Origin of the sequence: Mycobacterium sp. 1465703.0 (genome assembly GCF_001672975.1) — a bacterium.
In the GTDB taxonomy this organism is placed as follows: Bacteria; Actinomycetota; Actinomycetes; order Mycobacteriales; family Mycobacteriaceae; genus Mycobacterium.
Map to the genome: position 1 here is coordinate 1 of NZ_LZKU01000015.1, position 13,432 is coordinate 13,432.

Consider the following 13,432-nt stretch of genomic DNA (forward strand, 5'->3'; position numbering starts at 1 on the left):
CGGCAACTACGAGTACGCCATCAACAACTCGTTCGGGTTCGGCGGACACAACGTCGCCATCGCCTTCGGGCGGTACTGACGGCGGGGTGACTGCCGGGCGGGATCCTCGCCCTCGTTTGGTGCGTGACGCACCGGGTAAAGCAGCGATCATGGCCTTCGCCGATTACCAAAACGAGTTGTACGACCAGTCGCTACACGGGAATCAGCCGCAGTACCCGATCAGGTTCGAGGACCTGGAGAAAAAGGCGGCGGCGGCGATGACGCCCAAAGTGCTGGGCTATGTGGCCGGCGGCGCGGGTAACGAGCACACCCAGCGCGCCAACTGCGCGGCCTTCAGGCGGTGGGGCCTGTACCCGCGCATGGGGATCGCCCCCGAGCAGCGCGATATGTCAGTGGAGTTGTTCGGCATACGGTTCCCGTCTCCGATATTCATGGCACCCATCGGCGTCATCGGGGTGTGCGACCCGAACGGCCACGGGGACATACTCTGTGCAAGGGCCTCGGTCCGCACGGGTGTGCCGTTCTTCGTGGGAACCCTGTCGGCCGACCCGATGGAAGACCTCGCCGCCGAACTGGGCGACACCCCGGCGTTTTTCCAGCTGTACACGCCGCCGGACCGCAAGATGGCCGCCAGCCTGGTGCACCGGGCCGAGGCGGCCGGCTTCAAGGGCATCGCCGTCACCCTCGACACCTGGGTCACCGGCTGGCGTCCCCGCGACCTGAGCGGCGGGAACTATCCGCAGGTGCCCAGCGGCTGCCTGGCCAACTACACCAGCGATCCCGTTTTCCGCGCCCAGCTGAGCTCCGGCGAAGACGCCACCGAGGCGGCGGTGCGCAAGCTACCGATCTTCGGCGGACCGTTCCGGTGGACGGACATTCAGTGGCTGCGATCCGAGACCAGCCTGCCGCTGATGGTCAAGGGCATCTGCCATCCCGACGACGTCCGGCGCGCCAAAGACATTGGGGTGGATGCTATTTACTGCTCCAACCACGGCGGTCGGCAAGCCAATGGCGGGTTGCCCTGCCTGGATTGCCTGCCCGGGGTGATCGAGGCCGCCGATGGGATGCCGGTGTTGTTCGACTCGGGTGTGCGCGGTGGGGCCGACATCATCAAAGCGCTCGCGATGGGCGCGACCGCGGTGGGGATCGGCCGCCCCTACGCTTACGGACTGGCCCTCGGCGGTGTGGACGGCATCGTGCACGTGTTGCGATCGTTGCTGGCCGAGGCGGACCTGATCATGGCCGTCGACGGATACCCCTCACTCGAGGACCTGACTCCCGACGCATTGCGGCGCGTCGAATACGCCGGAGCGCAATGACTTTGGTGGGTCATTCGTAGCTTCCCTCCACATACCAGCGCCGCTGGCGATAACACAACAGCAGCGCACGCTCGCTCTCCAGCAAGACCTGGGCACGGGCGGTGCGGCCCTTGCTCAATTCGGAATCCCACCATCGCTCGTCGATCGGCCACGGCCCGGCCCACCAGCACAACCGCTCCTCTCGGCCATGGGCGATCAGGCGCGCCGGGTCGGCGGAGAACAGCCCCCGCAGCGTCACCCGTATCGGGTTTCCTTGAGCGTCAAGCAGTTCCACCGGATCGTCAAGCAACACCGCCGGCGACGGCTCGGGCATCCGGCCGGGCCACGGCAGCTCGGGATCGGCCCGCGGCACCGGCTCGTCGCCGAGTGGGATCAACGTGATGCGCTCGGCCGGTCCGCGGCCGCCGGACAGCACCGGCACCCGCACCGCCTCCGGGCCGAGCAGGCCCTGCACCCGCACCAGCGCCCGGCGGGCCCGCAGCCTGTCCTCCTCGCCCAGGCCACCCCAGAGCGGCAACTGCAGCGCCTCGGCGGAGACCACCTCCACCGCGTTGAGCCGCAACCGCGTCACCGCGGCGGTGGGACGGGGATTGTGTGCGGTGCGGCTGCTCAACCAACCGTCGAGCTGCCAGCGCACCCGGTCGGCGGTGGCGTCCTCGGTCAACGGCTCGGCGCACCGCCACACTCGCTGCAGTTCTTCGCCGTTGGCGGTGACGGCGTGGATGGCCAGGCGGGTACATCCCACCCCGGCTGCCATCAGCGTCTGGTGCAGCGTGCCGGCCAGCGAGCGCCCGGCGAACGCGGCGGCATCGACCCGGTCGATCGGCGGGTCGCAGTCCAGCACCGCCTCGAGTTCGGCCGGCGGTTCCCGCCCGGAGGGCGGCCGTTCGGGTTCACCGCGCGCCAACCGGTGCGCGGTCACCCCGTCGGCGCCGAACCTGGAAGCCACGTCGCTGCGCGACAGCGCGGCGAACTGTCCGATGGTGCGAATCCCCATCCGCCACAACAGGTCTGTCAGTTCTTCTCGGCCGGCACCGGACAGGCTCGGCTCGGTGGCGAGTTGGCGGATGGACAACACCGCCAAAAACCTCGCGTCGCCTCCCGGCTCGACGACACGGCCCGCCCGGGCCGCGAAGACCGCGGTGGACAACTGGTCGGCGATTCCGGCCTGACATTCGGCGCCGGCGGCGGCGACCGCGTCGATCAACCGTTCGGCGGCGGTGGCCTCGGACCCGAAATAGCGGGCCGCCCCACGCACCGGCAACACCAGGAGTCCGGGCCGCAACACCTCGGCCCGGGGCACCAGGTCGTCCACCGCCGCGATCACCGCTTCGAAGAAGCGGGCGTCGCGGTCCGCGTCGGCGGCGGTGACGTGCAATTGCGGACACCGCGCCGCCGCCTCCCGGCGTCGCAGGCCCCGCCGCACTCCCGCCGCCCGGGCGGCCGACGAGCAGGCGATCACCCGGTTGGCCAATGTGACCGCGATCGGGGCGGTCGCGGTCAGCCCCGCGGCCGTGGCCGCCGCGACCGCGGGCCAATCCATGCACCAGATCGCCAAAACCCTTGAACCAGAAGGGGGTACCTCGGGCATTACCCGGCTCGCGGTTGGGCCGTCACCCGTCGTCCCGCACACATCCCGCTGACCTGCAGCCGGACCCCGCTGATCCGGCCGAATCCAGGGACGGGCGCCTCCCGACAACCCTGAGTGATCTCATAACCGCAGACCCGGGCGGCGAGGCGCGTCGGCGCCCCTTGCCAGTCGCCGCCGGTGACCAACAGCGTGCAGCCCTTGTTCCGGGCGCGGGCCACCACCGCCCGCGCCCGGGTTGGCGGCACCCGGCATCCGCCCAGCCCCAGCACCACCAGATCCATGCCGTCGACGAGCACCGCGGCCACCTCCACCGGATCGGTTCCGGGATCCGGTATCACCGCGAGCCGGCTCAGATCGGCGCCCATCTCCGCGGCGGCCAGCAGCCCGATATCCGGCTGGCCGACGATTGCGGCGTTGCCACCGGCCGCCGTGACCGCGGCCACCATGCTCAGCAGTAGCGACCGGGCGCCCGAAAGCACCGCGACCGATCCCCGGGGCAGTGGCGCGGGCAGCAGCTCGGCCAGCCAGGGCGGCAGCGCCAGGTGGGCTTCCGAGTCCGGCAGCAGGTCCTCGGGGACGGCCCGCGCACCCTTCTTCCCGGAGATGCTCGCCATCCGCCGGCGAAGCGATTCCAGCTGCTCAGCACGGTTTTCTAGGTGACGACTGGAGGCAAAAGCCGCGGTCATGACAGCCTCCTATCACCTGCTTTCCGGGAGCCTCCGGGACTCGATTTCGAATGTATGTTCGATACATTCCGAAGTAAACACCCGCCCTCTGACAACCGTCAAGCGACGTGAGGGACAGCGTTATGCGATCGATACTGGTGTGGCAGATGAGTGCCATGTGGTCGCATTTTCGCGGAAACTAGGTCGGGCCGGCTACTCCCACTCGATGGTGCCAGGGGGTTTGCTGGTGATGTCCAGCACCACCCGGTTGACCTCGGCCACCTCGTTGGTGATGCGGGTCGAAATGCGCTCCAGCACCTCGTAGGGCACCCGGGTCCAGTCGGCGGTCATGGCGTCCTCACTGGACACCGGACGCAGCACGATCGGATGCCCGTAGGTCCGGCCATCGCCCTGCACGCCGACCGAGCGCACGTCGCCGAGCAGCACCACCGGGCACTGCCAGATCAGGTTGTCCAGCCCCGCGGCAGTCAGTTCCTCGCGGGCGATCGAGTCGGCGCGCCGCAGCGTGTCCAGCCGCTGCGCGGTGACCTCACCGACGATCCGGATGCCCAGCCCGGGACCCGGAAAGGGTTGGCGCGCAACGATTTCCTCCGGCAGGCCCAGCTCGCGCCCGACCGCACGCACCTCGTCCTTGAACAGCAGCCGCAGCGGCTCGACGAGTTTGAACTTCAGGTCGTCGGGCAGGCCGCCGACGTTGTGGTGGCTCTTGATGTTCGCCGTTCCAGTGCCGCCGCCGGACTCCACCACATCCGGATACAGGGTGCCCTGTACCAGGAAATCGACCTCAGACCCGGTGTCGCTCAATATGTCTCGCACCGCACCCTCGAAGGCGCGGATGAACTGGCGGCCGATGATCTTGCGCTTGCCTTCGGGATTGGTCACGCCCGACAGCGCCTGAAGGAAGGTGTCCGCCGCGTCGACGGTGACCAAGTTGGCGCCGGTGGCCGCCACGAAGTCGCGCTGCACCTGCGTCCGCTCCCCGGCGCGAAGAAGTCCGTGGTCGACGAAGACACAGGTCAACCGGTCACCGATGGCACGCTGCACCAGTGCGGCGGCCACCGCGGAATCCACGCCGCCGGACAGGCCGCAAATCGCGTGGCCGTCACCGATCTGGGCGCGTACCTGCTCGATCAGCACACCGGCGATGTTGGCGGCCGTCCAGTCCGCGCCGAGTCCGGCGAAGTCGTGCAGGAATCGGCTGAGCACCTGCTGCCCGTGCGGGGTGTGCATGACCTCCGGGTGGTACTGCACACCGGCCAACCGCCGCTGCCGGTTCTCGAAGCCGGCCACCGAAGCACCGGAACTGCTGGCCACCACCTCGAACCCATCCGGCGCGACCGTGACCGCATCGCCATGGCTCATCCATACCGGCTGAACGGCCGGTAACCCCGAATGTAGTTCACCGCCAAGGACTTTCAGCTCGGTACGGCCGTATTCGCTGGTGCCGGTGTGCGCGACGGTGCCGCCCAGCGCCTGCGCCATGGCCTGAAATCCGTAGCAGATGCCGAACACCGGAACCCCGAGATCGAACAGGGCCGGATCGATCTGCGGTGCGCCGTCGGCGTAGACACTGGATGGCCCGCCGGAGAGGACCAGCGCCCGCGGGTCGCGGGCCTTGATCTCCTCGACCGTGGCGGTGTGCGGGATGACCTCGGAGAACACCCGTGCCTCGCGGACGCGACGGGCGATCAGCTGGGCATACTGCGCGCCGAAGTCCACGACGAGCACCGGTCGAGCGGGCGATCCGGTCGTCTCGGACACCTCGATTTCAGGGGTTTCAGTGGGGTCGGCCACGGACGCGAGTCTAGTGGCTGGTCGCGTCGCCTCCGCCCCGTAGTGCTACAGCGAGAACGCGGTCCGCAGCGCGCGGACGGCATCGGCGTCGCCGTTGAACTCGATTCGGCGCAGGGCGGCGTCCCGCTCGGCTTCGTCGCCCCCCAGGCGGGCGGTGACCAGATCCGCCGCGGTGGCGGTGAAAGTCACCGCGGGCTCGCCACGGGCGGGGGCGAGGTGGCCTTGCGTGACGGCGAATTCGAAACGGCGACCGTCGATCTCGACACGGTAGGTCGCCTCCACACCGGCAGCCCTCCCCGGATCGAAGCCCAACAGGATTCCGGCCAGGAACCCGTTGAGCGGCGACACCGGCCCGTCGCCGATCGGGTCCAAATGGTCCACCCCGAACCACGCGAGGCTCCGCAGGATCGGCAGTACCCGCTGCCAGCCCAGGTCACTGAGGGTGTAGACGGTACGGCCGATCGGGGCCGGCAGGTCGGCGCGCTCGATGAGCCCGGCTTCCTGCAGCTCCTTGAGTCTCTCGGCGAGCAGATTGGTTGCGATGCCGGGCAGCTCGGCACGCAGGTCACCGTACCGGCGCACGCCCCCGACCAGCTCCCGCAGGATCAGTAGGGTCCACCGCTCGCCGAGCACATCAAGCCCGCGCGCGATCGGACAGTTCTGGTTGTAGTTCCTGCGGGGTGCCACCATGCCACCTTACCTGAGGGCAGACATGTTTTTCAAACTACTACTTGATTTGTTTGTCTTCTAGATTTACTGTCTTGTCCATGCGTACCGACCCAACGTTCCGGAATCACCCCATTGCCGCGCTTGCCGTCATCTGCCTCGGCGTGTTCGTCATCAGCGTCGACGCGACCATCGTCAACGTCGCGCTGCCCACCCTGTCCCGGGAACTCGGTGCCGACACCGCACAACTGCAATGGATCGTCGACGCCTACACCCTGGTCATGTCCGGACTGCTGCTCTCCGCGGGCAGCCTGTCCGACCGCTACGGCCGCCGCGGCTGGCTGAACTCCGGGCTCGCACTGTTCGCTGTGACTTCTGGCATTGCGGCACAAATGAATTCGGCCGACGCGTTGATCGCGGCGCGCGCGGCCATGGGGGTGGGCGCCGCGGTGATCTTCCCGACCACGCTGGGACTGATCACCAACATCTTCACCGACCCGGTAACGCGGGCCAAGGCGATCGGACTGTGGGCGGCCATGGTCGGCGTCGGGGTGGCCGTCGGGCCGATCAGCGGCGGATGGCTACTCGAGCACTTCTGGTGGGGTTCGGTTTTCATGGTGAACATTCCGATCGCGGCGCTTGCCATCATCGGCGGGACCCTGTTCGTGCCCACCTCGCGCGACCCGGCCGCCCCGCGTGTCGACGTCGGCGGCCTGATCCTGTCCACAACCGGGATCACCGCGCTCGTCTACACGGTGATCGAGGCCCCCACCTGGGGGTGGACCGACGACCGGACCGCGGCCGGCTTTATCACGGCCGCAACCATTCTCGTGGTGTTCGCCTGGTGGGAGCGACGCAGCAGCCATCCGATGCTTGACGTCTCGGTGTTCTTCAACCGCCGATTCTCCGGCGGGAGTCTGGCGGTGACCGCCGGTTTTCTGACCCTGTTCGGTTTCATCTTCGTCATCACCCAGTACTTCCAATTCATCAAGGACTACACGGCGTTTCAGGCCGGAGTGCGCTTGCTACCGGTCGCCGCATCGATCGCGCTGGCCTCCATCCTGGGACCCCGACTGGTCGAACGCCGCGGTACCACCGCCGTCGTCGTCGCCGGCCTTGCGGTCTTCGCGGCCGGCCTGGCCTGGGCATCAACCGCAGATGCCGCGACGCCGTACAACCAGATCGCCACGCAGATGCTGCTGCTGGGCGGCGGCCTGGGCCTGACCGTTTCGCCGGCCACCGAGGCGATCATGGGATCGCTGCCCGTCGACAAGGCCGGGGTCGGCTCGGCCGTCAACGACACCACGCGTGAACTCGGGGGCACGCTCGGAGTGGCCATCGCCGGCAGCATCTTTGCCTCGGTGTACTCGGGGCACCTTGGAACATCCGCGCTGGCGGGTTTGCCCGCCGACCCGATGCGCCACTCAATGGCTCTGGCGCACACAGTGATTCAGCATCTGCCCGCGCAGCAGGCCGGGCATGTTCGCGCCGCCGTTGATCGCGCGTTCCTGGACGGGCTGCAGGTCAGCTCGCTGGTGTGCGCGGGCATCGCGCTGGGTGCGGCGATCGTCGTCGGCTGGCTGCTCCCGGCCAGGGAACCGGCGCGTCAAAAGGAAAGGGAACTCCGATGAATAGTCGAGTATTGGTCACCGGCGCCACGGGCAAGGTCGGCGGTGCGGTAGCCGTCCAACTGCTGGAAAAAGGCGTCACCACTAGGGCCATGGTGCACCGCGAGGACGCGCGCAGCGCCCGGTTGCGTGAGTTGGGCGCCGAGGTCGTCGTCGCCGATATGTTTGACATCCAACAGGTCAGCGGCGCGATCGCCGGTGTCGGCCGGCTGTACTTCAATCCTCCTTACCATCCCCATGCGCTCGACAGTGCGGTTGCCTTCGCGGTGGCGGCACGGCGCGCAGGCGTGGAAGCGGTAGTGGCCCTTGGGCAATGGCTGGCCAGCCCGGAGCACCCGTCGCTGATGACGAGGCAGGCCTGGTTGACCGACAGGTTGTTCGAGCTGTTGCCCGATACGGCGCATGTGGCCGTCGATCCGGGCTATTTCGCCGACAACTATCTGCAATTGGTCCCGCTGGCCGCCCAACTCGGAGTGTTGCCGACGCCGACCGGGGCGGGCCGAAATGCGCCGCCCTCCAACGAGGACATCGCGCGGGTCGCCGTCGGCGCGCTGCTTGACCCGCACCGTCACGACGGCCGCGCGTACCGCCCTACCGGGCCGACGCTGCTGTCCGGGGCCGACATCGCCGATGCAGTCGGTGAAGCGCTGAGCCGACGGGTGCGTCACATCGACGTTCCGCCGTCGATGTTCATGCGGGCTGTGCGGGTCAACGCGAAACGGCTGGGCGCCGACCTGTTCTTCCAGTCCAGCCTGCGGCACTACCTACCCGAGCATGCCCAGGGAACATGGGCGACCGGCGCCCCGACCACGCACGTCCGTGATGTGGCCGGCGTCGAGCCCGAAGATTTCCTCACCATTGCCCGCCGCTATGTCACCGGCCCGGAATCCCGGCGCACCGCAGGCAATTTCATTCGCCAAGTGACCAACTTCATGCTGACCGCAGTGACACCGATGCACCGGCTCGACAAGTTCGACCGGATCCAACAGCATCCCCAACCCGCACACCCCCGGTTCTCGGGCCAGTCCCCGGTATGGCGTGGCGAGCACGGCATTGCAGGACAGCAGGATTCCGTCGCCCTGATCACCGCCGGAGCGCAGGAGCGGAAATGAGCGCGACAATCGAAAACCAGTACTCAACCGGACTTTCGCGGCGCAACATCGAGCGCGCCCTGATCGACGCCGGAAAGGATCTGGCCAATGTGACACCCGCCGATCTGATGCTGCTCGAGGACTTTCACACCATGGGCCGCTTCGCCACCGCGCAACTGGTGGATTTGGCCGGGATCACGCCTGAGAGCCGAGTGCTCGACGCGGGCAGCGGAATCGGCGGCACCGCGCGCTACATCGCAGAGCACTGCGGCTGCGCGGTTACCGCCGTGGATCTCACCGCCGAGTACGGCGACACCCATCGGTGGCTCAATCATGTTGTCGGACTCAACGGTTCGATATCCGTTCAGCAGGGCGACGTCACCGCATTGCCCTTCGCCGGCGACTCCTTCGACGTCATTGTCAGCCAGCATGTTCAGATGAACGTGGCCGACAAGGCGCGCCTGTACAGCGAAGCCCGCCGGGTGCTGGCCGATGGCGGCCGGCTTGCCCTGTGGGACTTAACCATCGGCGATGATCGCAAGCTCGGCTTTCCGCTGCCCTGGTCCGACACCCCCGCCACCAGCCATCTGGTGGCCCCCGACGAGTTGCGGGCGATCGTCGGCGCCGCCGGGTTCACGGTCGGGCACTGGAATGACCTGACCGAGCAGGCCGCCGCGCTCATGCAGGCGATGCTGGCCCAGCCGCCTCAGCCGCTCGGCCTGCACGCCTTCGTCAGTGACTTTCACCGGAAGGCCGAAAACCTGACCCGGGCGCTATCGGATGGGAGGCTTCGAGCGATCCAGGGCGTCGCCACGGCAATCAACGGGTGAACGCTTGGCGACAGACATAGCGGCGTGGTGGAGTGGGTATCGGTCTAATGAGCCTCCGAGACCAGAGAGAGAGAGCGAGGATCGCGTGAGCTCAGCGCTGGGTCTGCCAGAGAAAGTGCGTGCCTGCCTGTTCGATCTCGACGGGGTGCTCACCGACACCGCCAGTGTGCACACCAAGGCCTGGAAGGCCATGTTCGACGCCTATCTGTCGGATCGGGCCAAACGCACCGGCGAGGAATTCGTGCCCTTCGATGCGGCCGCCGACTACCGCAAATACGTGGACGGCAAGAAGCGCGAGGACGGGGTCCGCTCGTTTCTGGAAAGCCGCGGCATCCAGCTGCCCGACGGCGGCCCGGACGATCCCGACCAAGAAGAGACGATCTACGGCCTGGGCAACCGCAAGAACGATATGTTCCAGAAGGTGTTGAAGGAAGACGGCGTCAAGGTGTTCGACGGATCGCGGCGCTACCTCGAGGCGGTGTCGGCCGAGGGGCTGGGGATCGCGGTGGTGTCCTCCAGCGCCAACACCGGTGACGTGCTGGAAATCACCGGCCTGGACCAATTCGTGCACAAGCGGGTGGACGGCGTCACCCTGCGCGAGGAACACATCGCCGGCAAGCCGGCACCCGACTCCTACCTGCGCGGAGCGCAGCTACTCGACGTCCCCGCCGACGCGGCAGCCGTGTTCGAAGACGCCTTGTCCGGGGTGGAGGCCGGGCGGGCCGGTAACTTCGGTTTCGTGGTTGGTGTCGACCGAGTGGGCCAGGCCGAGGACTTGCGCCGCAACGGCGCCGACGTGGTGGTCACCGACCTCGCCGAGCTGCTGCAGTCATGATCACCGACGAATCGTTCCCCGTTGACCCCTGGCACGTGCGCGAGACCCAGCTCGACCTCAATCTGCTGGCCCAGTCCGAATCCCTGTTCACCTTGTCCAACGGGCACATCGGGCTACGCGGCAACCTGGACGAAGGCGAGCCGTACGGCCTGCCGGGCACCTACTTGAACTCCTTCTACGAGATTCGGCCGCTGCCCTACGCCGAGGCCGGTTACGGCTACCCCGAAGCCGGCCAGACGCTCGTCGACGTCACCAATGGCAAGATCATCCGGCTGCTGGTCGAAGACGAGCCGTTCGACGTCCGCTACGGCGAATTGCTGTCCCACGAACGGGATTTGGACCTGCGCGCCGGAACGCTGACCCGCACGGCGTACTGGCGCTCACCCGCGGGCAAAGAGGTCAGGGTGGTCTCCACCCGGCTGGTGTCGCTGGCCCAGCGCGGGGTGGCCGCCATCGAATACGTCGTGGAAGCGGTCGGCGATTTCGCGCGGGTGACGGTGCAGTCCGAGCTGGTCACCAACGAGGACCAGCCGGAGACCTCCGCCGACCCCCGGGTGGCGGCAATCCTGGAGAACCCGCTCGAAGAGGTCGCTCACGAATACACCGACACCGGCGCGGTTCTGATGCACCGGACCCGCAGCAGCGCGCTGATGATGGCCGGCGGTATGGACCATGAGGTCGAGGTGGAGGGGCGGGTCGAGGTGAGCACCGACGCGCGCGCCGATCTGGCCCGGACCACCGTGATCTGCGGGCTGCGCGAGGGTCAGAAGCTGCGCATCGTCAAGTACCTGGCGTACGGATGGTCGAGCATGCGCTCCCGCCCAGCACTGCGCGACCAGGTCGCCGCCGCGCTGCACAGCGCCCGCTACAGCGGTTGGCAGGGGCTGCTGGATTCGCAACGCAAGTATCTGGACAACTTCTGGGATTGCGCCGACGTGGAGGTCGAGGGCGATCCCGAATCCCAGCAAGCCGTCCGATTCGGGCTCTTCCACCTGCTGCAGGCCAGTGCCCGCGCCGAACGCCGAGCCATCGCCGCCAAGGGGCTCACCGGAACCGGCTACGACGGCCACGCCTTCTGGGACACCGAGGGTTACGTGCTGCCGGTGCTCACCTACACCGCGCCGCACACGGTGGCCGACGCGCTGCGCTGGCGCGCCTCAACCCTGGATCTGGCCAAGGAGCGGGCGACCGAGCTGGGTCTGGAGGGTGCCGCCTTCCCCTGGCGGACCATCCGCGGGCAGGAGTGCTCGGCGTACTGGCCGGCCGGCACCGCGGCCTGGCACATCAACGCCGACATCGCGATGGCCTTCGAGCGCTACCGCATCGTCACCGGGGACAACGACCTGGAGGCCGATTGCGGCCTGCAGGTGCTGGTCGAGACGGCCCGGCTGTGGCTGTCCCTCGGCCATCACGACCGGCACGGCGTCTGGCACCTCGACGGTGTCACCGGCCCCGACGAGTACACGGCGATCGTGCGCGACAACGTCTTCACCAACCTGATGGCCGCGCACAATCTGCGCGTCGCGGCGGCCGCCTGCAACCGCCACCCCGACATTGCCAAGGCGCTGGGCGTCACCAACGAGGAGACAGCGGCGTGGCGCGATGCGGCCGATGCCGCCAACATTCCGTACGACGACGGGCTGGCAGTCCATCAGCAGTGTGAAGGGTTCACCACCTTTGCGGAGTGGGACTTCCGGGAGAACCACGCCTACCCGTTGCTGCTGCACGACCCCTACGTTCGGCTGTACCCCGCGCAGGTGATCAAGCAGGCCGACCTGGTGCTGGCGATGCACTGGCAGAGCCACGCGTTCACCCCCGAGCAGAAGGCCCGCAACGTCGACTACTACGAGCCGCGCATGGTGCGCGACTCGTCGCTGTCGGCCTGCACTCAGGCGGTGATGTGCGCCGAGGTCGGTCACCTGGAGCTGGCCCACGACTACGCCTACGAGGCCGCCCTGATCGATCTGCGCGATCTGCACCACAACACCCGCGACGGTCTGCACATGGCCTCGCTGGCCGGCGCCTGGACGGCGCTGGTGGCCGGCTTCGGCGGCCTGCGCGACGACGAGGGCTTCCTGTCGCTGGATCCTCAACTGCCCGATGGCATTTCGCGGCTACGGTTCCGGCTTCGCTGGCGAGACTTCCGGATCACCGTCGACGTCAACCACGCCGACGTCACCTACACGCTGCGGGACGGGCCCGGCGGCCAGCTCACCATCCGGCACGCCGGCGAGGAACTCGGACTCACCACCGAGTCCACGACGACGGTGGCGGTGCATCCCCGCAAGCCCCATCTGCCGCCGCCGCACCAGCCGCCGGGCCGCGAACCGTTGCATCGGCGGTCCTTGATCGCGGAATCAGTGCGGGCTCAGTGAATATCGGCGGGCCCGAGAATCCGCTGCACCTCGGCGCCCACCGCCTGGCGCACTTCGGCGTCCGTCAGCTCTTCGATTCCGGTCGCCGAGCGCAGGATTGGCGCGAACAGCCGCCAACCGAACTGCAGCGCAAGGGCATTAGCGACCGCGAGCCTGGCTTTGACCTCGTCGTCGTATAGCGGGCGCACCCCGTCGAGCAGCGTCGCGATGTTAGGGAAGCGCTTCTGCAACTGTCCCGCCGGATAGCCGTCGAGCACGGTGCGGGCCATCACCCGCATCTGTGTGTCCAGGGACTTCTCCAGCACGGCCGCGGGTGTATCGGTGCTCAGCAACTCGCTCAGGTTGGCGCCCAGGTGGTCGAGCACGGCGCCGACCAATTGCTCCTTGGTGCCGAAGTGCCGGAACACCAGCCCGTGATTGACGTTGGAGCGCGCCGCGATGTCGCGGATGGAGGTCGCGGCAGGGCCACGCTCGGCGAACAGATCGGTGGCGGCTTCCAGGATCGCCGCGGCGACTTCCGCGCGGCCGGTCGGCGCCTTTCCGCGCCCTGTTGCGGAAGTTGTAGTCATCTGACTACACTACCAGATGTAGTCGATTGACTACACCCGTTTTGATTC

Annotated in this window: 12 protein-coding genes; 7 read left to right on the forward strand and 5 right to left on the reverse strand. The window is 67.9% G+C overall.

Annotated elements, in window-relative coordinates; translation table 11 throughout:
• Both A5625_RS29820 and A5625_RS01115 read left to right on the forward strand, forming a co-directional pair.
• The coding region (locus tag A5625_RS29820; protein WP_225325909.1) for a hypothetical protein at positions 1–79 on the forward strand (79 nt) is incomplete at its 5' end.
• A 70-nt stretch (positions 80–149) separates the two neighbouring features.
• Positions 150–1,319, forward strand: coding sequence for an alpha-hydroxy-acid oxidizing protein (locus A5625_RS01115; protein WP_066988543.1), 1,170 nt, complete (start codon positions 150–152; stop codon positions 1,317–1,319).
• 10 nt (positions 1,320–1,329) lie between these two features.
• Here the strand turns inward: A5625_RS01115 and A5625_RS01120 are convergent, their stop codons facing one another.
• From A5625_RS01120 to A5625_RS01135, 4 genes are all read right to left on the reverse strand, one after another.
• Entirely contained in the window at positions 1,330–2,910 is a 1,581-nt protein-coding gene (locus tag A5625_RS01120) for a DNA polymerase Y family protein (protein WP_197515909.1), read from the reverse strand.
• Complete coding sequence (locus tag A5625_RS01125) at positions 2,910–3,596, reverse strand: hypothetical protein (RefSeq protein WP_066988545.1); 687 nt, start codon at positions 3,594–3,596, stop codon at positions 2,910–2,912. Before A5625_RS01125 ends, A5625_RS01120 begins: the two co-directional genes overlap by 1 nt.
• Before the next feature lie 192 nt (positions 3,597–3,788).
• Positions 3,789–5,390 (reverse strand): glutamine-hydrolyzing GMP synthase, encoded by a 1,602-nt coding sequence (gene guaA / locus A5625_RS01130; RefSeq protein ID WP_197515910.1) that lies wholly within the window; start codon positions 5,388–5,390, stop codon positions 3,789–3,791.
• A 45-nt stretch (positions 5,391–5,435) separates the two neighbouring features.
• Positions 5,436–6,080, reverse strand: a complete 645-nt coding sequence (locus A5625_RS01135; protein WP_066988546.1) for a helix-turn-helix domain-containing protein — start codon at positions 6,078–6,080, stop codon at positions 5,436–5,438.
• A gap of 77 nt (positions 6,081–6,157) precedes the next feature.
• On the opposite strand from A5625_RS01135, the gene A5625_RS01140 reads away from it, so the two are divergent.
• The 5 genes from A5625_RS01140 (at position 6,158) to A5625_RS01160 (ending at position 12,815) form a co-directional block, all read left to right on the forward strand.
• Entirely contained in the window at positions 6,158–7,687 is a 1,530-nt protein-coding gene (locus A5625_RS01140; protein ID WP_066988547.1) for an MFS transporter, read from the forward strand.
• Positions 7,684–8,796, forward strand: coding sequence for an NmrA family NAD(P)-binding protein (locus A5625_RS01145; RefSeq protein WP_066988548.1), 1,113 nt, complete (start codon positions 7,684–7,686; stop codon positions 8,794–8,796). Before A5625_RS01140 ends, A5625_RS01145 begins: the two co-directional genes overlap by 4 nt.
• On the forward strand, positions 8,793–9,605 hold the full coding sequence (locus A5625_RS01150; RefSeq protein WP_066988549.1) for a class I SAM-dependent methyltransferase: 813 nt from the start codon (positions 8,793–8,795) through the stop codon (positions 9,603–9,605). Before A5625_RS01145 ends, A5625_RS01150 begins: the two co-directional genes overlap by 4 nt.
• 85 nt (positions 9,606–9,690) lie before the next feature.
• Positions 9,691–10,440: a beta-phosphoglucomutase family hydrolase gene (locus A5625_RS01155; protein ID WP_066988550.1), complete on the forward strand. Its 750-nt coding sequence runs from the start codon at positions 9,691–9,693 to the stop codon at positions 10,438–10,440.
• Complete coding sequence (locus A5625_RS01160; protein WP_066988551.1) at positions 10,437–12,815, forward strand: glycoside hydrolase family 65 protein; 2,379 nt, start codon at positions 10,437–10,439, stop codon at positions 12,813–12,815. Before A5625_RS01155 ends, A5625_RS01160 begins: the two co-directional genes overlap by 4 nt.
• On the opposite strand, the gene A5625_RS01165 is transcribed toward A5625_RS01160, so the two are convergent.
• Positions 12,809–13,384, reverse strand: a complete 576-nt coding sequence (locus tag A5625_RS01165; RefSeq protein WP_066988552.1) for a TetR/AcrR family transcriptional regulator — start codon at positions 13,382–13,384, stop codon at positions 12,809–12,811. The two genes, A5625_RS01160 and A5625_RS01165, sit on opposite strands and share 7 nt — an antisense overlap.
• Positions 13,385–13,432 lie beyond the last annotated feature (48 nt).

Excerpts from the sequence above, each read along its gene's own strand:
- A5625_RS01115 (WP_066988543.1), top strand. The coding sequence starts at position 150 with ATGGCCTTCGCCGATTACCAAAACGAGTTGTACGACCAGTCGCTACAC.
- A5625_RS01120 (WP_197515909.1), bottom strand. The coding sequence starts at position 2,910 with ATGCCCGAGGTACCCCCTTCTGGTTCAAGGGTTTTGGCGATCTGGTGC.
- A5625_RS01125 (WP_066988545.1), bottom strand. The coding sequence starts at position 3,596 with ATGACCGCGGCTTTTGCCTCCAGTCGTCACCTAGAAAACCGTGCTGAG.
- A5625_RS01135 (WP_066988546.1), bottom strand. The coding sequence starts at position 6,080 with ATGGTGGCACCCCGCAGGAACTACAACCAGAACTGTCCGATCGCGCGC.
- A5625_RS01140 (WP_066988547.1), top strand. The coding sequence starts at position 6,158 with ATGCGTACCGACCCAACGTTCCGGAATCACCCCATTGCCGCGCTTGCC.
- A5625_RS01145 (WP_066988548.1), top strand. The coding sequence starts at position 7,684 with ATGAATAGTCGAGTATTGGTCACCGGCGCCACGGGCAAGGTCGGCGGT.
- A5625_RS01150 (WP_066988549.1), top strand. The coding sequence starts at position 8,793 with ATGAGCGCGACAATCGAAAACCAGTACTCAACCGGACTTTCGCGGCGC.
- A5625_RS01160 (WP_066988551.1), top strand. The coding sequence starts at position 10,437 with ATGATCACCGACGAATCGTTCCCCGTTGACCCCTGGCACGTGCGCGAG.
- A5625_RS01165 (WP_066988552.1), bottom strand. The coding sequence starts at position 13,384 with ATGACTACAACTTCCGCAACAGGGCGCGGAAAGGCGCCGACCGGCCGC.